Origin of the sequence: Chitinimonas arctica (assembly GCF_007431345.1) — a bacterium.
Lineage (GTDB): Bacteria > Pseudomonadota > Gammaproteobacteria > Burkholderiales > Chitinimonadaceae > Chitinimonas > Chitinimonas arctica.
Genome location: NZ_CP041730.1, coordinates 4872476 through 4894971 on the forward strand (window position 1 = coordinate 4872476; position 22496 = coordinate 4894971).

At 62.5% G+C, this 22496-nt stretch carries 20 protein-coding genes; 17 read left to right on the top strand and 3 right to left on the bottom strand.

The window, feature by feature from the left end:
• Positions 1-10 precede the first annotated feature (10 nt).
• The 7 genes from FNU76_RS22140 (at position 11) to FNU76_RS24790 (ending at position 8562) form a co-directional block, all read left to right on the top strand.
• Positions 11-178 carry a rubredoxin gene (locus FNU76_RS22140; protein WP_144280214.1) on the top strand — a complete coding sequence of 56 codons (168 nt, stop codon included), beginning with the start codon at positions 11-13 and terminating at the stop codon, positions 176-178.
• A 73-nt stretch (positions 179-251) separates the two neighbouring features.
• Complete coding sequence (locus FNU76_RS22145) at positions 252-1400, top strand: NAD(P)/FAD-dependent oxidoreductase (RefSeq protein ID WP_144280215.1); 1149 nt, start codon at positions 252-254, stop codon at positions 1398-1400.
• A 10-nt stretch (positions 1401-1410) separates the two neighbouring features.
• On the top strand, positions 1411-2538 hold the full coding sequence (locus FNU76_RS22150; RefSeq protein WP_144280216.1) for a GNAT family N-acetyltransferase: 1128 nt from the start codon (positions 1411-1413) through the stop codon (positions 2536-2538).
• Between the two features lie 54 nt (positions 2539-2592).
• A complete protein-coding gene (locus FNU76_RS22155) occupies positions 2593-3513 on the top strand; it encodes an alpha/beta fold hydrolase (protein WP_223879384.1) in 921 nt (306 codons plus the stop codon).
• Positions 3514-3878: 365 nt separating this feature from the next.
• Positions 3879-6347 (top strand): DUF1631 domain-containing protein, encoded by a 2469-nt coding sequence (locus FNU76_RS22160; RefSeq protein WP_144280217.1) that lies wholly within the window; start codon positions 3879-3881, stop codon positions 6345-6347.
• Positions 6348-6427: 80 nt separating this feature from the next.
• Entirely contained in the window at positions 6428-7333 is a 906-nt protein-coding gene (locus FNU76_RS22165; protein WP_144280218.1) for an alpha/beta fold hydrolase, read from the top strand.
• A 359-nt stretch (positions 7334-7692) separates the two neighbouring features.
• Positions 7693-8562, top strand: coding sequence for a PEP-CTERM sorting domain-containing protein (locus FNU76_RS24790; RefSeq protein WP_223879144.1), 870 nt, complete (start codon positions 7693-7695; stop codon positions 8560-8562).
• A gap of 183 nt (positions 8563-8745) precedes the next feature.
• Here the strand turns inward: FNU76_RS24790 and serB are convergent, their stop codons facing one another.
• Genes serB through FNU76_RS22185 form a run of 3 tightly spaced genes read right to left on the bottom strand, consistent with a single transcriptional unit; the run spans position 8746 to position 11563 of the window.
• Positions 8746-9600 carry a phosphoserine phosphatase SerB gene (gene serB, locus FNU76_RS22175; RefSeq protein ID WP_144280219.1) on the bottom strand — a complete coding sequence of 285 codons (855 nt, stop codon included), beginning with the start codon at positions 9598-9600 and terminating at the stop codon, positions 8746-8748.
• Positions 9601-9654: 54 nt separating this feature from the next.
• Positions 9655-10329 (bottom strand): ABC transporter ATP-binding protein, encoded by a 675-nt coding sequence (locus FNU76_RS22180; protein ID WP_144280220.1) that lies wholly within the window; start codon positions 10327-10329, stop codon positions 9655-9657.
• Positions 10322-11563 carry a lipoprotein-releasing ABC transporter permease subunit gene (locus FNU76_RS22185; RefSeq protein ID WP_144280221.1) on the bottom strand — a complete coding sequence of 414 codons (1242 nt, stop codon included), beginning with the start codon at positions 11561-11563 and terminating at the stop codon, positions 10322-10324. The genes FNU76_RS22180 and FNU76_RS22185 overlap by 8 nt, the downstream gene beginning before the upstream one ends.
• Before the next feature lie 233 nt (positions 11564-11796).
• On the opposite strand from FNU76_RS22185, the gene FNU76_RS22190 reads away from it, so the two are divergent.
• The 10 genes from FNU76_RS22190 to flgG all read left to right on the top strand — a co-directional run bounded on the left by FNU76_RS22190 (position 11797) and on the right by flgG (position 22477).
• Positions 11797-13395: a hypothetical protein gene (locus FNU76_RS22190; RefSeq protein WP_144280222.1), complete on the top strand. Its 1599-nt coding sequence runs from the start codon at positions 11797-11799 to the stop codon at positions 13393-13395.
• Entirely contained in the window at positions 13392-14405 is a 1014-nt protein-coding gene (locus tag FNU76_RS22195; RefSeq protein ID WP_144280223.1) for a hypothetical protein, read from the top strand. The genes FNU76_RS22190 and FNU76_RS22195 overlap by 4 nt, the downstream gene beginning before the upstream one ends.
• A 99-nt stretch (positions 14406-14504) precedes the next feature.
• A complete protein-coding gene (gene recJ / locus FNU76_RS22200; protein WP_144280224.1) occupies positions 14505-16202 on the top strand; it encodes a single-stranded-DNA-specific exonuclease RecJ in 1698 nt (565 codons plus the stop codon).
• Complete coding sequence (gene rlmB / locus FNU76_RS22205) at positions 16203-16958, top strand: 23S rRNA (guanosine(2251)-2'-O)-methyltransferase RlmB (protein ID WP_144280225.1); 756 nt, start codon at positions 16203-16205, stop codon at positions 16956-16958.
• A 258-nt stretch (positions 16959-17216) separates the two neighbouring features.
• Positions 17217-17627 carry a flagellar basal body rod protein FlgB gene (gene flgB, locus FNU76_RS22210; RefSeq protein ID WP_144280226.1) on the top strand — a complete coding sequence of 137 codons (411 nt, stop codon included), beginning with the start codon at positions 17217-17219 and terminating at the stop codon, positions 17625-17627.
• A 35-nt stretch (positions 17628-17662) separates the two neighbouring features.
• Positions 17663-18076 carry a flagellar basal body rod protein FlgC gene (gene flgC / locus FNU76_RS22215; RefSeq protein ID WP_144280227.1) on the top strand — a complete coding sequence of 138 codons (414 nt, stop codon included), beginning with the start codon at positions 17663-17665 and terminating at the stop codon, positions 18074-18076.
• A gap of 31 nt (positions 18077-18107) precedes the next feature.
• Complete coding sequence (locus FNU76_RS22220) at positions 18108-18782, top strand: flagellar hook assembly protein FlgD (RefSeq protein WP_144280228.1); 675 nt, start codon at positions 18108-18110, stop codon at positions 18780-18782.
• A 63-nt stretch (positions 18783-18845) separates the two neighbouring features.
• On the top strand, positions 18846-20831 hold the full coding sequence (locus FNU76_RS22225; RefSeq protein ID WP_144280229.1) for a flagellar hook protein FlgE: 1986 nt from the start codon (positions 18846-18848) through the stop codon (positions 20829-20831).
• 92 nt (positions 20832-20923) lie between these two features.
• Positions 20924-21661, top strand: coding sequence for a flagellar basal-body rod protein FlgF (gene flgF, locus FNU76_RS22230; RefSeq protein WP_144280230.1), 738 nt, complete (start codon positions 20924-20926; stop codon positions 21659-21661).
• Between the two features lie 33 nt (positions 21662-21694).
• Positions 21695-22477 (top strand): flagellar basal-body rod protein FlgG, encoded by a 783-nt coding sequence (gene flgG / locus FNU76_RS22235; protein ID WP_144280231.1) that lies wholly within the window; start codon positions 21695-21697, stop codon positions 22475-22477.
• Positions 22478-22496: the final 19 nt, after the last annotated feature.

A 22496-nucleotide genomic window follows, 5' to 3' on the forward strand; every position in this document is an offset into this window, starting at 1 on the left:
AAGCATTGCCATGCGCCAATTCCAATGTATTGTCTGCGGCTTTATCTATAGCGAGTTGCTCGGCATGCCCGAGGAAGGCATCGCGGCTGGAACCCGATGGGACGATATCCCGTCTGATTGGTCCTGCCCTGATTGCGGAGTTGCCAAAGCCGACTTCGATATGGTCCAGATCGCCTGATCGCCCATCCCGCGTCCGCCGCCTCGCCGGCGCCGGACGGGTATTCCTTTCCCACTCTTGACCTGGAGCATGCATGAGCGCCCCGATCACCCTTATCGGTACCGGCCTGGCCGGTTATAACCTGGCGCGCGAGCTACGCAAGCTGCTGCCGGACGCGGCATTGCGTATCGTGACGGCCGATGCCGGCGATTTCTATTCCAAGCCCATGTTGTCAAATGGCCTGGCCGGCAACAAGACCGCCGCCCAGCTGGCCATGAAGACGGCCGACAAGATGCGCGAGGAGCTGCGGCTGGAGCTGCTGACCGATACCGAGGTCAGCGCCATCGACCGCGAGCGCCGCGAGATCGTTACCAGCCAGGGCCGGTTGCCGTATAGCAAGCTGGTACTGGCACTAGGCGCCGATCCATTCACGCCAGGCCTGGCCGGCAGCGCGGCGGACCAGGTTCTCAGCGTCAACGATCTGGCCGGCTATGCCCGTTTCCGCGAACGTCTGGAGGGTAAGCAGCGCGTTGTGCTGCTGGGCGCCGGCTTGATCGGCTGCGAATTCGCCAATGATCTGGTGGCGAGCGGCCGCCAGGTCAGCGTGGTGGACTTGGCGGCATGGCCCTTGTCGCGGCTGCTGCCGGAACAAGCCGGCCAGCGCTTGCGTGAGCGCTTGGCGGCGGCGGGCGTGCAATTCCATTTTGGCGTCAGCGCCGTCGCGGTCGAGGGCGGGGAGGGCGAATATCGGGTCAGCCTTTCCGACGGCAGTGTGCTGGAGGGTGAGCTGGTGGTGTCGGCCATCGGTCTGCGGCCACGGATCCGCTTGGCCCAGGCGGCTGGCTTGGCCGTGTCGCGCGGTATCGTGGTGGATCGGGTACTGCGCAGCAGCGATCCCGACATCTATGCGCTGGGCGACTGTGCCGAGGTAAGCGGGCAAGTGCTGTCCTATGTGCTGCCCATCATGCAAGCGGTACGCGCTTTGGCGCCCACCCTGGCCGGCACGCCGACCGCTGTCGCTTATCCGGCCATGCCGGTGGTGGTAAAGACGCCTGCCTGCCCAACCGTGGTATCGCCGCCGGCCGCGGGCAGCATCGGCGAGTGGCAGATTGAAAGCAGCGAAGCCGCACTGCGGGCGCTTTATACCGCCGCCGACGGCAGCCTGCTGGGTTTTGCCCTATTGGGCGCCGCCACGGCGGAGCGGCAAACATTGGCGCCACGTTTGCCGGCTATCTTGGCTTGATGCCGGGTTCATGACGCCGACTTTCCACGACACCATTGCCGCCATCCCTGCCCGGCAATGGGACGCCCTGGCCGGCCCGCAGCCTTTTTTGCAGCATGCGTTCTTGCTCGCACTGGAAACGTGCGGCTGCGTGGGCGGCGAAAGCGGCTGGCAGCCGTTGTATGCGGTATTGGCAGCGGATGGCGAGCTGATAGCGGCGATGCCGCTCTTTCTGAAGGACCACTCCTGGGGCGAGTACGTGTTCGACTGGGCCTGGGCGGATGCCAGCGAGCGGGCCGGCCTGCCGTACTACCCCAAGCTGTTGTCGGCCATTCCCTTTACCCCGGTGCCCGGTCCGCGCCTGCTGGCCCGCAACGAGGCCGCTCGGCAAGTCTTGCTGGAGGCAGTGATGGCCTTGGTGAGGCGGTCCGGTCTGTCCGGCTTCCATTGCCTATTCCCGCTGGCAAGCGAACAGGCTTGCCTGGCGTCGGCCGGCTTTCTATGCCGCAGCGGCGTGCAGTTCCACTGGATGAACCGAGGCTATCGCGATTACACCGATTTCCTGGCGGTCCTGAATCACGATAAGCGCAAGAAGCTGCGGCAGGAGCGCCGCAAGGTGGCGGATGCCGGCGTGGTGGTACAGCGCAAGTCCGGCGCCGAGATCAGCCGGGAAGACTGGGCCTTCTTTAGCCTTTGCTACCAGCGCACCTATCGGGAACATCGCTCCACGCCCTACCTGAATCTGGAGTTCTTCCTCAGCCTGGGTGAGCACTTGGCTGGCCATTGCCTGCTGGTGTTGGCTTTGCGCGACGGCCAGCCCATCGCCGCGGCGCTCAATCTGTTCGACGGGCAACGCCTCTATGGCCGCTACTGGGGCGCGCTGGAATATGTGCCCAATCTGCATTTCGAACTTTGCTACCACCAGGGCATCGAATTCGCCATAGAACGGGGCTTGGCGGTGTTCGAGGGCGGTGCCCAGGGCGAGCATAAGCTCGCGCGTGGTTTTGAAGCGGTGGCGACGCAATCCTGGCACTGGCTGGCCAATCCGGAGTTGATGGCGGCGGTCGGTCGTTTTCTCGACCGCGAAGGGCAGGGGATTGCGCATTATTTGCATGAGCTGGACGAGCGGGCGCCATTTCGGGACCCGTCCGGCGCTTGAGTTGAAGGGCGCGCCTGCGTAGCATGCGGTCAACCAAACGCTTGCTTGAAAGCCATGACAGCCGAGACCAACGAGATCAGCCAATCCTCCCTGTTTATCGATGTCGCTGATGGTGCCAAGCTGCATTTGCGTCGGCTTCGATGGTCGGAGGACGGCCCTGTCGTATTGATGGCACATGGCGCGGTGGCGAATGCCCGTACTTTCTACAGCGAGCGCGGCAAGGGCTTGGGCGCCTGGCTGGCGCGGCGCGGGTATGACGTCTACGTGCTCGATCTACGCGGGCGCGGCCTATCCACACCCCGTATCGCGCGGGGTGCCAAGCACGGCCAGACCGAGAGCATCGTCGAGGACATCCCTGCCGCCTTGGCCGAAATACAGCGTTTGCGGGGCAAGCAGACCAGGATATCGCTGGTGGCGCATTCCTGGGGTGGCGTGCTTCTGTCGGCCATGATGGCGCGGCGGCCGGACTGGGCGGCCATGGTGCGCGCCAGTGTCTACCTGGGTAGCAAGCGCAGTATCCGGGTGTGGAACTGGACCCGCCTGTATGAGATCGAATTGTTCTGGCAGCGGCTGGCCAGCCTGGTTACGCGGCGCTACGGCTATCTGCCCGCTGCCCGGCTGGGTATGGGTGCCGACGACGAGACGGCGAAAAGCCTGCGTCAAAGCCAGGCTTGGGTACGGCAATCGGACTGGATCGACAGCGACGATGGCTTTGATTACCGGGCGGCGCTGCAAAATGGCGGATTGCCGCCTACGCTGTATCTGGTCGGCGGCAACGATCCGGTGCGCGGCCATGAAAAGGATGTACGCCGTTTTGCCGCCGAATCGGGGCCGCATCCGCACGAATTTGGACTTTTGTCCCGTCGCGCGGGTCTGCGGCGCGACTATGGCCACATCGACATGCTGACCGATCCGCAAGCCGAGCAAGAGGTCTATCCCCTGGTGTTGGATTGGTTCCAAAAACATCAAAACTGAGTTATGCACAGGGGGATTAGTGGTTTATGATGCGCTTGGCATGCGTTGCAATGAAATGCGGTGTTTATATAAATCAATGGTTTGCGTGCGTTAGTTAAGTTGTTTTCTGCTTGGGTTGACGCCCGCTTGCTCAAAAATTAACATGCCCTTATATTCCATTGTGATGCGCTTGGCATGATTGCCGCCGCGGTCCGATGATCAGCTGACACAACGATGTAGGGGCGCCGGGGTGCTACCATCTAAAAAGATGGGGTACGGCCGGATTGAGGGGGACGGAGAAAGTGAGTGCGGCCGGATTGAGTTTTTCACCCGAAAACAACCAAGAATCGACCCAAGGTCGACCAGCAGGCGCGACGCGTCCGAGCATGATGAAACAGAAACCTGAATCCCTTCAGATGCTGACCTCCTGCCGCGACCTGGCAGCCGATCTATTGTCCAAATCCCTTACGACGATGCTGGACAAGATCGAGGAGTCGCTGTTCGAGCTGGCCGACAAGGCGCTGGAGCGGGACAGCTACAATCTGTACATGGAGGCGCGGGGACAGGCGCAGAGCAAGCGCAGCGAAATCGAGACCGAATTTCGCCGCCGTTTCGTCGAAGGTTTCAATCGCACCTTGCATGGCGCGAAAGAAGAGGGCGGCAGTTTCGACACGCTGGACTTTGATAGTCTGGAACTTTCGCTGGTCGGGCACGACGACTACGAAGAAGACCTGGCGGTCACCAATATCGCCACCAAGCTCAAGTCCAAGCTGGGCGACGAACTGAATGCGCTGGACTTCCGCATGGGTCATCTGATGCAACTGCCGGAAAGCAGTCGCGACGACCACCCGATGAGTCCGCAGGCCGTGGTCGAGGCATTTCGCAGCGCCTGCATGAAGATCGAATCCGATTTGAACGTACGTCTGCTGGTGCTCAAGCAATTCGAGCTGCTGGCGGCCGAAAACGTGCCCAATGTCTACCAGAACCTCAATCGCTTCCTGGTCGACCGCAATATCCTCCCCACGCTGCCCAAGTCCGGCTTCCGCCGCCGCAATCCCGGCGCGCCGCGCGGCAATGGCGCCGGCCAGCAGGCGCAGCCCGGTGCCGGTGCGAACCCCGCCGACATGGGCATGGGCGCCATGCCGCCCGGCGGCTATGCCGCCCAGATGGGCTTTGGCGCGGGCGGCTTCGCGCAGGCGCAGGGAGCGGGCGTCGACTTGCCTTCCTATGCCGTGGGCAATGAACATGAACTGATTTCCACCCTGCAGCAGCTGTTGGCATTCAACCAGTCCATGCAGGCGCTGCCCGCCATGGCAGCTGCGGGCATGCCGCAACTGCCGGGCGCCGAGCACGGCCAGCTGATGCCGGCCGCCTCGCCCATGCCGATGTTCCTCGGTAGCGTCGGCCAGAGTTTTCTGGATGCGCTCAACCTGCTGCAACAAGGCCGGGTGGAGGGTACGCTGGCCGATCCGGGCGACCTGGATGCCGATGCATTGAACACCGGTTCGGCCAATGTGCTGCACCAGATCAAGACCACCAGCCTGGCCGCCTCGCTAGGCCATGTCGATGCCATGACCATCGATATCGTGGCCATGCTGTTCGACAATCTGTTCGACGACCGCAATATCCCGGCGCCCATGAAGGCCTTGATCGGCCGCTTGCAGATTCCGGTGTTGAAGGTCGCGATGCTGGACACCAAGTTCTTCGTCCGCAAGCAGCACCCCACCCGCAAGTTGCTGGACAGCCTGGCCCAGGCGGCCATTGGCTGGGATGAGGCCGATGGCCTGGAAGATCGGCTGTACAAGAAGATCGCCGAGATCGTCGAAAATATCGTCGCCAATTTCGACGAGAATATCCCCCTGTTCGAGCAAGCCTCGCAGGAACTGGAAACCTTCCTGGCCGAGGAAGAGCAACGGGCGCATTCCAGCGCCGAACTAGCCACCGAGCAGATGATCGCGGCCGAGCGCGCCGAGCTGGCGAGCCGCCAGGCCGAGCACGTGGTGGCGCAGAAGCTGGCGGGTGCCGGCGAGTTGCCGGAATTGATCAGCCACTTCGTCTCGGTGCATTGGCGCGAGGTGCTCAAGCACGCTGCCCTGTCCAACGAGACCCATCCCGAAGCCTGGCCGGATGCCGTTACCGCGGTGGACGACCTGTTGTGGAGCATCACGCCCAAGGTTGGCGTGGAAGAGCGCCTGCGCCTGGTCAACCTGCTGCCGAAATTGTTGCGCCGCTTGGAACGCGGTACGGAAGAAGCAGGTATCGAGCGTGCCAGCCGCGAGGCGTTTTTTGCCGAGCTGGTGCATTGCCACGCCAATGCCATCAAGTCCGGTCTCAAGCAGGCCGAACCGGTGGCCATGGCAGGCGTGCCACCCATGATGGCCGCCACCACGGCGCCGTCCGCTGCGGCGCCGGCACAACCGTTGCAGTTCACCCCGACCACGCCGGCCGCACCATCCAGTGTCGCGGCACCGGTAGCGACCGGTTTGGCGGATTTGCCCAAGCTGGATATCGGTCCTGGCGAAGTCGGGTTTGAAATTACCGATGCCAATTGGGACGCCGGCCTGGACAAGTACCGCGATTACGACGATGTGGTGGCGAACCAGCTCAAGCGCGGCGCCTGGGTGGAATTCCGCCAGGACGACGGATCGCTCAGTCGCGCCAAGCTGGCTTGGGTCAGTCCCCGCAAGAGCCGCTACCTCTTTACCAATCGGCAAGGCGAGAATGGGCTGGAGTTCACCTTGCTGGAACTGATCGGACTGTTCAAGCGCGGTGACGCCAGCTTGATCGAAAGCGGCCAGTCGGTGGAGCGCGCCGTCAGCGATATGATCGATATGTTGCAGACCCAGGCCGCTTGATCGTCGCGCAGCCTGTATCGCCAGCCAGACCCACAATGCCCGCCTTTTGGTGGGCATTGTCAATTTCGTAGAGTGAAAGCATGCAAACTCAGTACCGGCCAGTTCATCCTTCGCGCAGCGACACGTTAGTCATACGCGGCATCGAATATCGCATCCGCCGCTGGGGTAGGCGAGGCGGCCGTCCGCTACTGCTGCTGCACGGTTGGATGGACTGCGCCGCCACCTTTCAATTCATGATCGACGCGGCGCCGGCCGAGTTGTTGGAATACGATCTGATCGCGCCCGATTGGCGTGGCTTTGGCGCCAGTGCCTGGGCCGCCGAAGGCTACTACTTTCCCGATTACCTGGCCGATCTCGATGCCCTATTGGATCAACTGGCGCCGGAGCGTCCCGTGGACCTGCTGGGACATAGCATGGGCGGCATGGTGGCCAGTCTCTACGCCGGCATCCGGCCCGAGCGGGTTGCCCGCCTGGTTTCGCTGGAAGGTTTCGGCTTGCCGCGCACCACCCCGGAACAGGCGCCGGCCCGCTACCTGCGGTGGCTGGACGAATGCAAGACTCCGCCAGCCGAGCGGCCGCTGCGCGGCTTGCCGGAACTGGCCGGACGTCTGCGAAAATTCAATCCACGCCTGTCCGAGGACAAGGCGGCATGGCTGGCAGCCGAGCTTTCGGCCGAGGTGGACGGGCAATTGCGGCAACTGGCCGATCCACGGCATCGCTGGGTCAATCCGGTGCTGTATCGGCTGGAGGAAGCCATGGCCTGCTGGCGGCAGGTACAGGCGCCGGTATTGTGGCTGGCCGGCGACGAAGCCAAGTTGCTGGGCTGGATGGGCGAGACACCCGAACAGTTTGCGCTGCGGCGCGATTGCTTTACCAGCTTGTGCTACGAGAGCTTGCCGGACTGCGGCCACAACTTGCACCACGATGCGCCAGGGCGGGTAGCGGCGAGTGTGTCGGCATTCTTTGAAAATGCCGCCCGGGAATAATCACGTCTATTTAAAACCGGCAATGTACGCTGTCGCACATTACCGAATGCTTTCGGCAGCGTACGCATATTTTGCTTTTGAACAGTTCACAATTACCTATTTGAGAAAGTGGAAAATAGTCTGTGCATTTTTAATGTTGCCGGTACAGGTAATAAGCAGGTGGGATAAGGCTTTGTGGTTGTAATCCCCTTATTAAATAAGATTTGGCTAATCAATGAATTGCGGCGACTTTGCCACCTGGCCTAGCGAAGCCTTTGATTTACTGGCTGATCGTCCCGTGAATTCTGTGATAATGCCGCGGCGGCGCGGGTTGGCCGCTTCGATCATCTCATCCCACTCTCCAGGAAAAGACCAATAATATGCGTAAAACGACGATTCAATTGGCTGTGCTCAGCCTGCTCGCCATCGGCGGCGCCCAGGCTGCCGATGTTACCGGTACCGTTGCCTATAACCCCATGGGCCTGACCGGTACGAGCAATGTACCCGCCGCGACGGTAAGCAATACCAGCACGGATTCGGTCTATATCACTTCCGGCGACTTTACGCCTTACGACAACAATTACACGAATATTGCCGCTTATTCCCAGGGAAGTACCGAGGGCGGGTTGTCGGCGGAAATCGGCTATCTCGTCATGGGTGGACGCGTAGAGTCGACCGCGACCTGGCACGACACCATCAGCAATTTGTCCGGTAGCAGCCGCAACTACCAGATGAATCTGAACTTGAACAGCATGACCTTCAACATGGGCGGCTGGACCGCCAATCCGGCACTGCGTGATTTCCGTACCGGTTTTGTCGCCGATGTGATGGTCAACGGCGTTTCGGTCTGGAAGTCGGCGCAGACCTTCAAATTGAACGGCAATGGCGCCAGCATCGAAAAGTTCGGCGTCGATATCGGCAATGCCACGCTGCGTGACGATACCGGGCCCGACTATGCCTCGCTGCGCTACACGCTGGGCAACTTCCTGGGCCAAGCCAACCTCGGCACCTTCGCGGCCGGCCAGACCGCCGAAGTGAGCTACAGCCTGTCCGCTTTCTCCTACTGGGATGATCCTGAAGGCTGTGCCTTCGAGTGTTCTTCGATCACTGCCAGGGTCGACGACTACGTCGGTGCCGAGAGTCGCATCGTGTCGGCACCGGTGCCCGAACCGGAATCCTACGCCATGTTGCTGGGCGGCCTGGGTCTGGTCGGCGTGCTGGCCCGCCGTCGCAAGCTTGCCGCCGCCTGATCGCTTGATGCCGGCGAATGGTTGCACTGTGCGCCATGCGGCAAATTGGTGACGCAAGAGGGGAAGACGGGCAAATTAACCGTACATCGGAAAAATCTAATTTATCCTCCATTTAGAGGATAATGCAATCTTCCTCCTCCTCTGGCCGCCCTTCGTGGTGGCCGTTTTTTTGGGCATGAGGGGCTAGTCGAAATACCCCAACACCCCATCCAGGCCCGTATGGTCCAGCGCATAAGCCGCCTGGGCCTTTACCAGCGGCTTGGCATGGCAGGCAATGCCGAACCCCGCCGCCGCCAACATGGGCAGGTCGTTGGCCCCGTCGCCCAATGCCACCACCTGGTCGGGTCGTAAGCCCAGCGCTTCGCGCATGGCAATCAGTTCATCGGCCTTGCGCTGCGCGTCCACGATCTCGCCCTGGATACGGCCGCTCAGTTTGCCGTCCACCACCTCAAGCACGTTGGCGATGGCATGGCTCAGGCCCAGGCGGGCCTGCAGGCGTTCGGTAAAGAAGGTGAAGCCACCGGAGATCAGCAGGGTCTTGCCACCTGTCGCCGCCACCGCACGCAAGAGGGTTTCCGCACCGGGCATCAATTGCAAGCGCTCTCGATAGACCGTCTCGAGTGCGCTTTCCGGCAGGCCGGCCAGCAGTGCCACCCGCTCGGTCAGGCTTTGGCGGAAATCCAGCTCTCCACGCATGGAGCGCTCGGTAATGGCCGCCACTTCGGCCTTGATGCCCTGCATATCGGCGATCTCGTCTATGCACTCGATGGTGATCAGGGTCGAATCCATATCCATCACCACCAGGCCGATATCGGCCAGCTGGGCATCCTGGGGCAGCAGCGCCCAGTCATATCCCGCTTCGGCGCAAAAGGCTGCCAGTTCGGCGCGGCTGGCGGCGTCGGCCGGATAGAGCTTGAAGGCTTGGTGGCCGAGCTGGCCGGGCCGTACCGCGACGATTTGGGTAGCGCCGCTAAGCTGCGCCAGGCGTTTGAGATTCTGGGTGGCGATGTCGGGCGCCTGTACGACCAATTTCAACATGGAATGTCCTGTGCGCTCGTTGGCGCGACTCGATGCAGGGAAACGCGGGAGCGGTCAATGACGGGCAAGCTGGCCGTCGGCCAAGGTCAGCACTTGCCCGGTCCGATGGGCCAGTTCCAGATCGTGGGTGACGATGATCAGGGCGGTGCCCAGCCGGTCATTCAACTCCAGCATCAGCTCGTAGACGGATTGGGCGGTGTGCCGGTCCAGATTGCCGGTCGGTTCGTCGGCCAGCAGGCACAAAGGCTCGGTCACCATGGCCCGGGCAATGGCGGCGCGCTGCCGTTCACCGCCCGACAACTCGCCCGGCTTGTGGCGTAGCCGGTGTCCCAGTCCGACCTGTTCCAGCATCGCAGCGGCTTTCGCTTCGGCTGCCTGGCGCGGTAGACGCCGAATGAACAGCGGCATGGCCACGTTTTCCACCGCGCTGAACTCGGGTAGCAGATGGTGGAATTGGTAGACGAAACCCAGCATCCGGTTACGCAGGCCGCTACGGTCGGCTTCGCTCAGCTGGAAGGGGTTCTGACCGGCGATGCTCAGGCTGCCGCTGCTGGGGGTGTCGAGCGCGCCCAGCAGGTGCAGCAGCGTGCTTTTGCCCGAACCGGAGCTACCGACGATGGCCAGCTTTTCACCGTGCGCTACCTGGAGGTCGATACCCTTTAATACGGGTACCTCCAGGTCCGGATAGGTCTTGGACAGGCCCTTGGCGTCAACGATCAAGTTACTCATAGCGCAGTGCCTCGGCGGGGTTGATGCGGGCTGCACGCCAGCTGGGGTACAGGGTGGCCAGGAAGGCGAGGACCAGCGAGATCGTGCCGACCAGCGCGACGTCGCCCGGCAGTACCTCGCTGGGCAGCTCCGAGATGAGATAGACCTGCGGCGACAGCATCTTCATGCCAAGCAAACTTTCCACCCAGCCCACCACGGTGCCCACATTCAGCGCCAAAAGTACGCCACCCACGACCCCCACGACCGTACCGACGACGCCGATGGTGGCGCCCTGGATCACAAAGATCTTCAGGATGCTGGTCGGCGTGGCGCCCAGCGTGCGCAGGATGGCGATATCCGCCTGTTTGTCGGTTACCGTCATGACCAGGCTGGAGACGAGATTGAAGGCGGCAATGGCCACGATCAAGGTCAGGATCAGGAACATCATCCGTTTCTCGATCTGCACGGCGCGGAAATAATTGCTGTTCTCCTTGGTCCAGTCGCTGAGCCAGAGGTGGGGAAAGCTGCTCTGCATACGGATTGCCAACTCGGGCGCAGCCAGCGGGTCGTCGATCTTGAGCCGCACGCCGCTGACATCTTCGCCGAAACGGTAAAGTTTCTGCGCATCGCGCAGGTCGATAAAGGCGTAGCCGGCATCGTATTGATACATATCGATACGGAACAGGCCCACCACGGTGAAGCTGCGGAAGCGCGGCATCATGCCGGCCGGGGTGATATTGCCTTGCGGGATGGCCATGGTGACCTTGTCGCCCAGGTCCACGCCCAGCGCGCGCGCCAGTTCCTGCCCCAGCACGATATTGAATTCGCCCGCCTTGAGTGCGTCAAGGCGGCCGGCCACCATATGGGTGCCCAAGCCGGCCACCTTGTCCTCTTGCGCCGGGACGATCCCGCGCACCAGGGCGCCCTGGGTGCTGCCCTCATGCCACAGCAAGCCTTGCGCCTGTACATAGGGCGCGGTGGCCCGCACGGCCGGATTGCGTTGCAGTTCGGTGGCCGTTGCCTGCCAGTTGGCCAGGCGTCCGCCTTCGCCACTGGCCTGAATATGCGAGGCCACTTCGAGAATGCGGCCGCGGATCTCCCGTTGGAAGCCATTCATCACGGAAAGCACCGTGATCAGGGCGATGACGCCCAGCGCGATGCCCGCCATGGAAGCGGCCGAGATAAAGGAGATAAAGCCGTTCCTGCGCTTGGCGCGCGTGTAGCGCATGCCAATCAGCCATTCAAAGGAATTCACGGGTAACCATCATGTAAACAGGCAAGCGCGCAGTGTGCCACAGCGGCCCCCAGAGCCCAAATGGCCACGCCCGATGCAAACCACGGTGCCTGAATAAATGAAACCGATTCCTGCTTCCCTGTGTCATAAACAGGGGTGAATGAAAATAGCCCCTGGGCATAGTCCGCTCGCATTAAGCCAACCCGGCATGTAAGGGTGGAGTTAGAATGCGGCCGAACCGAAGAGTCAGGCAGATGATTGATACATTGAAGAAACTTTTTGTATTTGGTCTCGAGTCGAGGCTGGAGAAGGCCGTCGCCACCGTGGAAAGCGCGGCCGCGCAGGCGCCTGTGCAGGCCATGCAGTCCATTGGGGACTGGCTGACGCAAGAGCTGCGCCGCGCGGAGGGTAGGCGCGATGGTCTGGCGGTATTGCGGGCCATCGATGCGCGCTTGCGCAGTGTGCTGGAAGACGGCATGTCCGGCATGCTGGAAGCCAAGTCCAACCATGCCCGCATGAATCTGCTGCTGCAGACCACCGTGCCGTTTTGCGCGACCATCGCCGAGGCCTACACCGAGACCTTGCGGCGCGATATGGTGGAACTGGCGCGCAAGCCCGCGAATGCGCCGCTGGTGCAGGCATCGGTATGCAACTGGTTGTACTGGATCGGCCGCGAGCACGTGGTGCGCTTTGTCCGGGAGCCCAAGACCGACAAATTGCCCTGGCACGAAATCCGGCCCGCCGCCGAATTCGCCCTCGGCCTGGGCGGTACGTTCGCTTCCCGTATCGCCCGTCCGGACGGGGAGTCGGGACGGCTGCAAAAGCAATTGTCCTATCTGGTCCTGCTGTCGCGCACCCTGACTTCCGATCTGCAAGGACGCCAATTGCTGATCGCCGATCGGGTGGCCGATATCCTGGCCAGCTTTATCATGGTCAGCGACCAACATTCCAGCCAGACGCCGTTCGGCCAGGCCAGCGACGACGATAATCCACCCACCGTCCTGACCAAGATGCCGACCCAGGCGCGGGCCGCCGGGCACGGCCTGTTCTATGGCCTGGAAAAGACCCTGCTGGAACTGGTCGCGCTGGAAAAGCTGATCGGCGTGCAGAACAAGGTGCCGACCAAGATGGATCCGGCCGGCCGTATCGCAGTGGCCGAAACACTGGTGGTGATCAAGCATTTGAAGAACCGCTGGGCCGGCCGTGACGTGAAGCGCCAGGCCGAGCGCAAGCCCATCAGCGGCACCCTGACCATTTGCTACGATTTCAGTGCCATTCGCCGCATGATCGGGCAGACCGGCGTGGCCGCGCCGACCCGCAGCAATGAAACCACCCTGGAGCGGGCCGTGGTCGAGGACGTCAGCGCTAGCGGGGTGGGGCTGAAGCTGAGCAAGCATACCGGCTGGGCCAGTATGGGCATGTTGTTGGGCGTAAAGACCGACAAGGACAATCTTTGGCGGGTGGCCATCATCCGGCGCCTGATCAACCGTGCCCAGGGCGAAGTGATGGCGGGTATCCAGTTCATGGCGCGCGAACCGGAGTCGATCCGTTTGACCCGCCGTGCCAATGTTTCGCAGTGGGAAAAAGTCACCGAGCACCACTCCTGGGACAACCTGCTGGCGATCTATCTGCGGCCTGAACCGCTCAACGACAATCTGCACCTGCTGATCGTCAACAAGGCCGAACTGGAGCTGGGCAAGACCTACGGTGCGCCGGGTACGCGCGAGGGCGACCTGTTTTTCCGGGTCGTATTGCGGCAGGAGATCGGCGCCGACTGCGTGTTCTACCGGGTCGAGCGGGTTACCCCCGATGCCAAGCCAGAGCAGGCCGCGCGGGAGCCGGGTGCGGCATGACCTTTACCCTGGTCGTACCCGATCTGCGTTTTTCCCGCCAGGCCGGCTTCAATCCACTGACCGAAATGGCCCTGCCGGGCTTGGCTAGCCTGCTGGGCCGGGCCGACCGCAACCAATTGGGCGGGCAATCGGCCGAGCAATGGCTGCGCGGCCACTTCAAGGCGGAGTCCGCCGGCGCCGCCGCACTGAGCCGTCTGGTCGATCTGCCGGCGGCTGCCGCCGGCCATTGGTTGCGTGCCGACCCCGTCCATTTGCGCGCCGACCGCGACCGTGCCTTATTGTTCGACGCCGGTTTGTTCGATATCTCGGCGGCGGAGGCGGAGCAGCTCCTGTCCGCCTTGAACAGCTTGTATGCCGCCGACGGCTTCGAATTCGTCATGGCCACGCCGCAGCGATGGTATGTGCGGCTACCGCAAGCGCCGGATTTCCACACCACGCCCCTGAGCGTAGTGACCGGCCAGGATATCCACCCCCACCTACCCGGCGGCCCCACGGCGCTGCAATGGCATCGCTTCCTCAATGAGGTGCAGATGCTGCTGTACGGGCATGCCGTCAACGATGCCCGCGAGCAGGCCGGCAAGCCGCCGGTCAACTCGGTCTGGCTATGGGGCGAGGGGCCCGAGCCAACCGGTTTGGCGAAGCCTTGCCGGTCGGTCCGGGCGGACGATGCACAAGTGCAAGGCCTGGCGCTGGCTGCCGGCCTGCCTTTCCGGGCCTTGCCGCCCGCCTTTGACGCGAGTGGTGCGGATGGTGAGCTGGTTTTGCTGGATACGCTGGGCAGGTCGGCCCGCCAAGGGGATCTGTACGCCTGGCGCGCCGAGCTGGAAAGGCTGGAAGCCGCCTGGTTCCAACCGCTGCTGGCCGCCTGGCGCGCCGGAAGCCTGCCGCGCGTGCAAATGATACTGCCCGGCGACGAAGCCACCCTGGCAGCCTCCTTGGGACCGGCGGAGCGTTGGAAAATCTGGCGGCGTCCCGCCCGGTTGGAGGAATGCCTGGTCATGGGGAGCTAAATCTCCGCAAGGCCGGCGCCGTGGTCTCAATCCGGGCTAAAATGGCCGACCGGGCGCCGTTGCCCGCCGGCCCGGCTTGAGATCGCCTACAAAGTTCCTATGCAAATCCTGACCCGTCCTGTTCCGCCTGATGCCGAACGCAGCCTGCTGGCTGCTGGCCTGCATCCGGTGGAAGCACGCATCTATGCAGCCCGCGGTATCGCCGCCAGCATCGAGCTGGAGACCGAATTCAAGCATCTGCTACCGGCAAGCGGCCTGAAAGGCATGGCCGCGGTCGCCAGCCGCCTGGCCGATGCCATCGGCCGCCAGGAGCGCATCCTGATCGTGGCCGACTACGATGCCGACGGTGCGACCGCTTGCGCGGTGGCCCTGCGCGGCTTGCGGCTGATGGGCGGAGTGGTCGATTTCCTGGTGCCGAACCGGTTCGAATACGGCTACGGCCTGACGCCGGAAATCGTCGATCTGGCCGCAGCCAGGCAGCCTCGGCTGATCATGACGGTGGACAACGGTATCGCCAGCGTGGCCGGTGTGGCCCGCGCCCACCAGCTGGGCATCGAGGTGGTCGTGACCGACCACCACTTACCGGGCGATACCTTGCCCGATGCCCTGATCGTCAACCCCAACCAGCCGGGCTGCGATTTCCCCAGCAAGCATCTGGCCGGCGTGGGTGTCATGTTCTATGTCTTGCTGGGCTTGCGTGCCGAGCTACGCGACCGTGGCGCGTTCGGCGCAGGCGCCGGACCCAATCTGGCCGACCTGCTTGATCTGGTGGCGCTGGGTACCGTGGCCGACGTGGTCAAGCTGGACGCCAACAATCGCATCCTGGTCGAGCAAGGCCTCAAGCGCATGCGGGCGGGCCGTGCCTGCCCCGGCATCCTGGCGCTTTATCAGGCAGCCGGCCGCGACCCGCGCCGTGCCAGCGCCTTTGACCTGGGCTTTATGCTGGGACCGCGCCTGAATGCCGCCGGCCGCCTGGACGATATGAGCCTGGGCATTGCCTGCCTTTGCGCCGAGGGTGCCGATGCCGCCCTGGCGATGGCCAGCCAGCTGGATCAGCTCAATCGCGAACGACGCTCGATCGAAGCCGAAATGCAGGATATCGCCCAGTCCAAGCTGGACCAGATCAGCGTGGAGGATCGCTACAGCCTGACCGTTTTCGACGCCGATTTTCACCAGGGCGTGGTCGGCCTGGTCGCCAGCCGCCTGAAAGACCGCCATCACCGGCCCACCGTGGTGTTTGCCGCCGGGCTGAGCGGTGAAATCAAGGGCTCGGGCCGCTCCATCCCCGGTCTGCATCTGCGCGATGCGCTGGACCTGGTGGCCAAGCGCGAGCCCGACCTGATCGCCAAATTCGGCGGCCATGCCATGGCGGCCGGGTTGACCCTGGCCGACCCGAATGGCCTGGAACGCTTTCGCGCCAGCTTCGAAGCGGTCTGCCGGCTGTGGCTGGACGACGCCAAGTTGACCCGGACGATAGAGACCGACGGCCAGCTCGATGCCGTTTCGCTCAATATGGATCTGGCGGAGCGGTTGGACTGCCGGGTGTGGGGGCAGGGTTTTCCGGCGCCGCGCTTCCAGGGTCGCTTCCGGGTGCGTAGCCAGCGCGTGGTCGGGCAGAAGCATTTGAAGCTCCAGCTGGAAGGGCAGGGTGGCCAGCTGTTCGAGGCCATGTATTTCCAGCATTTCGAGCCGCTCCCGGACCTGGTCGAAGCGGTCTATCAACTTTCCGTCAACGAATGGCAGGGGCGGCGCACGCTGCAGCTGCTGGTCGAACATGCTTCAGAGGACGCCAACTAAATGGCTAATACCCGTATCCTGCACGGCTTCCATGCCGTGACCGCCCGCCTTTCGCGCCTGCCCGACAGCGTGCTGGAAGTCTATGTCACCCGCGAGCGCCACGACCCGCGCATGAATGAACTGCTGAAGTTGGCGGAGCATACCGGTGCGCGCTTGATCCCGGCCGATGCCAGCCGCCTGGACGGCCTGACCGGCCATCGACGGCACCAGGGCGTGGCGGCGGTGATCGATGCCACCAAGACCTTTCTTGCGCTGGAAGATGTGCTGGAAGACCTGAGCGAACCGCCCTTGATCCTGATCCTGGACGGCATCACCGACCCGCACAATCTGGGTGCCTGCCTGCGGGTGGCCGATGCCATGGGCGTGCATGCCGTGGTCGCGCCCAAGGACCGCTCCGTGGGCATCAACGCCACCGTGTCCAAGGTGGCCTGTGGCGCAGCCGAGGTGGTGCCGTATATCGTGGTGACCAACCTGGCCCGCACGCTGCGCGACATCAAGGATGCCGGCATCTGGATTGCCGGTACCGATATGGAAGCCAGCACCGACCTGTTCCACTTCGACCAGGCCGGCCCGCTGGCCTGGGTGATGGGCGCCGAAGGCGAGGGCATGCGCCGCCTGACCCGCGAGCATTGCGATGTGCTGGTCAATATCCCCATGTTTGGTTCGGTGGAAAGCTTGAATGTATCGGTCGCCACCGGCATGTGCGTGGCGGAAAGCCGGCGGCAGCGGGTGATGGCGGCGGAGAAAAAAGCCTAGCCATCGTCGGTAGGCCAGCTTGCCGAAGCGGCCCTGAAAGTACGGATCTTGCAATCCGTATTTTCAGGGCCGCTTTGCTTTTGCGGGCTGGAAACCGGTTTCAGAAGGCGGCCACCCGCCGCCGCACGAGAGCGGCAAGGCTTGCCGCCTCTGGCCATGGAAATTTGCCAGCTGCTTGATGTGACGAGCGAATCGGTGCTGGCATGGTGCGTGCTTTTACCCTGTCGAGACCCACCCGGAACCGTCAGCGAGATCACCATGCCGTCCAGCATAGATAAATACCTTTCCGTCAACGAGGCCGCGATGAAGCTGCGTGCGACCCGCCAGGAAGTGATCGCCAGCAATATCGCCAACGCCGATACGCCGGGCTACAAAGCGCGCGATTTCGACTTTTCCCAGGCCTTGGGCAAGGCGGTGGCCGGTCAGAAAGGACAGCAGGGCATGGGTCTGGCCCGTACCGATAGCCGCCATCTCGGCGGCAAGCAGCACAGTTTGCTGGAAGCGGATCTGCTGTACCGCAACGATATCCAGCCTTCCATCGACGGCAATACCGTCGATATGAATACCGAAATGAGCCATTTCACCGATAACGCGATCCGCTACCAGGCCAGTATCACCTTTATGCAGCAACGTATCGCCGGCATCAAGACCGCGCTGCAGTCGCAATAGGATAGGGCCATGCCCGGCCTGGATAGGAGATAGATATGTCCTTGTTTCGTGTTTTCGATATCGCCGGTTCGGCCATGACGGCCCAGTCCATCCGGCTGAACACCACGGCCAGCAATCTCGCCAATGCCGAGAGCGCCACCAGTTCGAGCGGGCAGCCTTATCGTGCCAAGCAGGTGGTATTCGCGGCGACACAGCTGCATGCACGGCAACCGCAGGCGGTCGGGGTGTCGGTGGCGGCGGTTTCGGAAGACCAGTCGCCGCCGCGGCTGGTCTACGACCCGAAGAATGCCTTGGCGGATGGCAATGGCTATGTCGCCATGCCCAACGTCAATGTGGTGGAGGAAATGACCAATATGATTTCGGCTTCGCGTTCCTACCAGACCAATGCCGACATGATGAATACCGCCAAGACCTTGCTGCAGAGAACCTTGCAGCTGGGTCAGGTTTGATGTGCTTGAAAGCAGATAGAGGCAGGCTGAAATGAATACCGTGACCAGCACCAGAAGCAGTGCGGATATCTACGATAACCTGAATAAGGCGCGTGATAGCAAGAGCAAGAGCCAGGAAACCCAGGACCGCTTCCTCAAGCTGCTGATTACCCAATTGCAGAACCAGGATCCGATGAATCCGATGGACAGTGCGCAAAGCACCAGCCAGATGGCGCAGATGAGCACGGTATCCGGTATCGAAAACCTCAATGCCAGTATCACCGGCATGCTGGCCACCTTCAACGCCGGCCAGTCCTACCAGGCGGCCGGCTTGATCGGCAAGCAGGTGCTGGTGCCGGGCGACACGATCCAGTTCGACGGCCAGAAGCCGGTCAGCGCCGAGATCGAAGTCCCCAGCGAGGGCGGCGAGATAACCGTGGGGGTGTACAACGCCAGCAACCAGAAAGTCGACGAGATCGACCTGGGCAAGCTCAAGTCCGGTCGTCAGACGTTGGAATGGGATGGTGTCGGGGCCAACGGTACGAGTTTGCCGGCCGGCAAATATTACCTCGCCGCCAACGCGGTACAGCCGGGCGGCGGCAGCAAGCAAGTTGCCAGTTTTACCTTTGTCGGTGTGAACAGCGTGTCCATGAGTGGCGGTAGCGTCAAGCTCAGCCTGGCCGACGGGCGTCAATTGCCCTACGACGAAGTCAGCAGCATCAAATAAGCCCGGCCGGCTGGTCGCCGGTCAACGCGAACCGTAAGTGCAATTGCAGCAGGAGAAAACAACATGGGCTTCCAGCAAGGTTTGAGCGGACTCAATTCCGCTTCCAAGTTCCTCGACGTGGTCGGCAATAATGTCGCCAATGCCAACACGGTCGGCTACAAGGGGGCCCGTGCGGAATTCGCCGATGTCTACGCCAATACCCTGGCCAGCACCAATGTGCAGGTGGGTATCGGCGGACGTACCTCGGCGGTGGCGCAGCAGTTCGCGCAGGGCAATATCACCAGTACCGACAACCCCCTGGATATCGCCATCCAGGGCAATGGCTTTTTCCGGATGATCGATCCGGCGGGCTCGTTCAGCTATGCCCGCAATGGCCAGTTCCAGTTGGACAGGGAAGGCTATATTGTCAACAACAACCAGAAATTGGCCGGTTATGCCGCCAATTCCGACGGGCAGCTGATCACCGGCGCCACGCCGCAGGCGATCCAGATCCAGACTTCCAATATCGGTGCACAGGCCACCGGCGGTTCGGCGCTCAGCGACGCCGGCCTGACGCTGGGCATGAACCTGGATGCGCGCAAACCCATCATCAACCGCGGCACCTCGACGGTATCGGTCACCGGTGCCCGTCTGGCCAATGCGGCCGGTACGTCGCCGGTCAACTACACCACCCGCGTCACGGATTCGACCGGCCAGTTCCATACCCTGGACGTTCGGCTGACGCGCGCCGCGCCGCAGACCTGGACGGTGGAGACCCAGCTCGACGGCGCCGGCGGCTTTTCCCAAACCGCGACGCCCCTGACGTTTTCCACTCCCGGTGGACAAATCACCTCCGGCGGTACGCAGGCGGTGTCGTATAACCTGTCCTCGCCGGCGCCGGCCTACGGCACCACGCCCATGAACTTCAATCTGAATTTCGCCGGGGCGCTCGAAGTCGCCGCGGCCGCGGAAGCGCCAGGTACGGTAACGGTCAACGATACGGCGGCGCTCAATACCACGGTACAGATATCCAGTTCCAATCTCGACCCGGCCGACCCGGTCACCACGCCCCATACCTACAGCGGGTCCTACCTGGACGGCAACGGCGTTTCGCATACCATCGATATCACCCTGACCAAGGCGGCGACCAATACCTGGGTGCCGACCATCGATATCGACGGCGCCGCGTTCCCTATCGTTCCCACCCCGGCATCCATCGTATTCAACACCAACGGGCAGATGGTGGCCGGGTCGCCCATCGCGATTACCGGTGCGCCGGGCGCCGTGAATTTTTCGGTCAATCTGCAAGGCGTTACCCAGCAGACCGGCGCCTTTACGGCCGGAACGGTACAAACCCGCAGCACCCCGCCGGTGGTGGCGACCGACCCGTCCAGCTATACCCATTCCACCTCGGCCACCGTGTATGACTCGCAAGGCGTGGGCCATACCATGACCTTCTATTTCGCCAAGGTCGGCGTCAATGCCTGGGAAGTGCAGACCAGTTTCGACGGCGCCACGCCGGTCACCCAGCCGGGCTATGTGACATTCGATGCGGCCGGCAATATGAATGGTGGTACGGAGTTTGCTTATACCTCTCCGATCCCGTCGCCGAGCGGTGCCCAGACGCCGTTGGCGTTCAACACCTACTTCACCGGGACGACCCAGTTCGGCAATCAGTTCGGGGTCAACGAACTTAGTCAGGATGGTTATGCGGACGGCAATATCACAGGTCTCTCGATCGGCAAGGACGGCATCATCCTCGGCCGCTACTCCAATGGCCAGAACCGTACCATCGGACAGATCACGCTGTACAACTTCGCCAATCCGCAGGGCTTGCAGCCCTTGGGCGACAACCGCTGGGCCGAGAGCTACGCCTCCAACCAGGCGCGGCTGGGTACGCCGGGGACCAGTGACTTCGGCACCTTGCAGTCGGGAGCGGTCGAGGATTCGAATATCGACCTGACCAAGGAGTTGGTCGACATGATTACCGCGCAACGCTCGTACCAGGCCAATGCGCAGACCATCAAGACGCAAGACCAGATCCTGCAGACGCTGGTGAATCTGAGGTAAGGCAAGAGAGCCGCCCGCTCTTCTGCCGCTAGGGTAACGACCGGCAAGCGTTTCCGGCCAACCGGCCAAGCTTGCCGCTCAGGGAGAGTGAGATGGACAGGCTTATCTATGTGGCGATGACGGGGGCGAAGCATGCCAGCCTGCAGCAAGCCACCGTTGCCAACAATCTGGCCAATGCCACCACGCCGGGCTTCAAGCAGGAGCTGGCGGCATCGCGCGCCCTCCAGGCCGTCGGCGGGGTCGGCTACCAGACCCGCGCCTTTACCCTGGAGCAATCGGTCGGCGCCGATTTCAGCCCCGGCACCTTGCAGACTACCGGCCGCCCACTCGATATCGCCATTACCACCGAGGGTATGTTCGCCGTGCAGACCGGCAACGGCGAGGCCTATACCCGCAACGGCAGCCTGGAAATCGATGCCGCCGGCCTGCTGAAAACCCGCGAGGGCTTTCCGGTGCAGGGTGATGGCGGGCCGATCACCATTCCCGAAAATAGCGTACTAACCTTCGGCAAGGACGGCACCGTCAGCGCCGCGCCGATCAATGATCCTTCGCAAAGCAATGAAATCGGCCGCATCAAGCTGGTGAAGCCGGATGAGCGCCAGCTCGACCGCGGCAACGACGGTTTGTTCCGTTTGCGCGACGGCCAGCCGGCCCAGGTGGATGCGGCGGTACAGGTCGCCAGCGGCAGCCTGGAAGCCAGCAATGTCAACGCGGTGGAACAGCTGGTGAAAATGATCGATTACCAGCGCAATTACGATCTGCAAGTACGCATGTTGCAGACAGCGGACCAGAATGCCCGGGCAGCCGCCCAGGTCATGGTCCTAAGCTAGTTTCCGCAAAATATTCAGGGAAAGACCGCCATCATGATGCGTTCGCTGTGGGTAGCTAAAACCGGTATGGATGCGATGCAGATGAACATCGACACCATCTCGAACAATCTGGCCAATGTAAACACCACCGGCTTCAAGCGCAGCCGGCCCATCTTCGAGGATCTGCTGTACCAGACCCTGCGCCAGCCTGGCGGCGCCACCAGCCAGCAGACGCAATTGCCTACCGGCCTGCAGATGGGGACCGGGGTCAAGCCGGTCGCCACCGAGCGCATCCATACCCAGGGCAATCTGCAGTTGACCGACAATCCCTACGATGTCGCGATCAATGGCGAGGGCTTTTTTCAGATCGAAATGCCGGACGGCACCATAGGCTATACCCGCGACGGTACTTTCCAGCTCAATAACCAGGGCGTGATGGTCACCGCCGAAGGCTATCCGCTCCAAGGCAATATCACCGTCCCGCAAGGCACGATCCGCTTCGGCATCAGTCGGGACGGCATCGTGACCGCGCTGGCGGCGGGCCAGACCCAGGCAACCCAGATCGGCACGATACAGATGGCCTCGTTCATCAATCCGGCCGGCCTGCAAAGCGTGGGGGAAAATCTCTACCTGGAGACCGCGGCATCCGGTGCGCCCCAGGTGGGAACGCCGGGCCAGACCGGCCTGGGGGTGTTGAACCAGCAGTATCTGGAGGTTTCCAACGTCAATATCACGGAAGAGCTGATCAATATGATCCAGGCGCAGCGCGCCTTCGAGATCAATTCGCGCTCGATCCAGACCTCGGACCAGATGTTGCAGAAGCTGACCCAGCTGTAAGACTGGGCAGGGCCGCCAG

Bases quoted from the DNA above. Each gene is read 5' to 3' on its own strand.
- FNU76_RS22140 (WP_144280214.1), top strand. From the start codon at position 11: ATGCGCCAATTCCAATGTATTGTCTGCGGCTTTATCTATAGCGAGTTG.
- FNU76_RS22145 (WP_144280215.1), top strand. From the start codon at position 252: ATGAGCGCCCCGATCACCCTTATCGGTACCGGCCTGGCCGGTTATAAC.
- FNU76_RS22150 (WP_144280216.1), top strand. From the start codon at position 1,411: ATGACGCCGACTTTCCACGACACCATTGCCGCCATCCCTGCCCGGCAA.
- FNU76_RS22155 (WP_223879384.1), top strand. From the start codon at position 2,593: ATGACAGCCGAGACCAACGAGATCAGCCAATCCTCCCTGTTTATCGAT.
- FNU76_RS22160 (WP_144280217.1), top strand. From the start codon at position 3,879: ATGATGAAACAGAAACCTGAATCCCTTCAGATGCTGACCTCCTGCCGC.
- FNU76_RS22165 (WP_144280218.1), top strand. From the start codon at position 6,428: ATGCAAACTCAGTACCGGCCAGTTCATCCTTCGCGCAGCGACACGTTA.
- FNU76_RS24790 (WP_223879144.1), top strand. From the start codon at position 7,693: ATGCGTAAAACGACGATTCAATTGGCTGTGCTCAGCCTGCTCGCCATC.
- serB (WP_144280219.1), bottom strand. From the start codon at position 9,600: ATGTTGAAATTGGTCGTACAGGCGCCCGACATCGCCACCCAGAATCTC.
- FNU76_RS22180 (WP_144280220.1), bottom strand. From the start codon at position 10,329: ATGAGTAACTTGATCGTTGACGCCAAGGGCCTGTCCAAGACCTATCCG.
- FNU76_RS22190 (WP_144280222.1), top strand. From the start codon at position 11,797: ATGATTGATACATTGAAGAAACTTTTTGTATTTGGTCTCGAGTCGAGG.
- FNU76_RS22195 (WP_144280223.1), top strand. From the start codon at position 13,392: ATGACCTTTACCCTGGTCGTACCCGATCTGCGTTTTTCCCGCCAGGCC.
- recJ (WP_144280224.1), top strand. From the start codon at position 14,505: ATGCAAATCCTGACCCGTCCTGTTCCGCCTGATGCCGAACGCAGCCTG.
- rlmB (WP_144280225.1), top strand. From the start codon at position 16,203: ATGGCTAATACCCGTATCCTGCACGGCTTCCATGCCGTGACCGCCCGC.
- flgB (WP_144280226.1), top strand. From the start codon at position 17,217: ATGCCGTCCAGCATAGATAAATACCTTTCCGTCAACGAGGCCGCGATG.
- flgC (WP_144280227.1), top strand. From the start codon at position 17,663: ATGTCCTTGTTTCGTGTTTTCGATATCGCCGGTTCGGCCATGACGGCC.
- FNU76_RS22220 (WP_144280228.1), top strand. From the start codon at position 18,108: ATGAATACCGTGACCAGCACCAGAAGCAGTGCGGATATCTACGATAAC.
- FNU76_RS22225 (WP_144280229.1), top strand. From the start codon at position 18,846: ATGGGCTTCCAGCAAGGTTTGAGCGGACTCAATTCCGCTTCCAAGTTC.
- flgF (WP_144280230.1), top strand. From the start codon at position 20,924: ATGGACAGGCTTATCTATGTGGCGATGACGGGGGCGAAGCATGCCAGC.
- flgG (WP_144280231.1), top strand. From the start codon at position 21,695: ATGATGCGTTCGCTGTGGGTAGCTAAAACCGGTATGGATGCGATGCAG.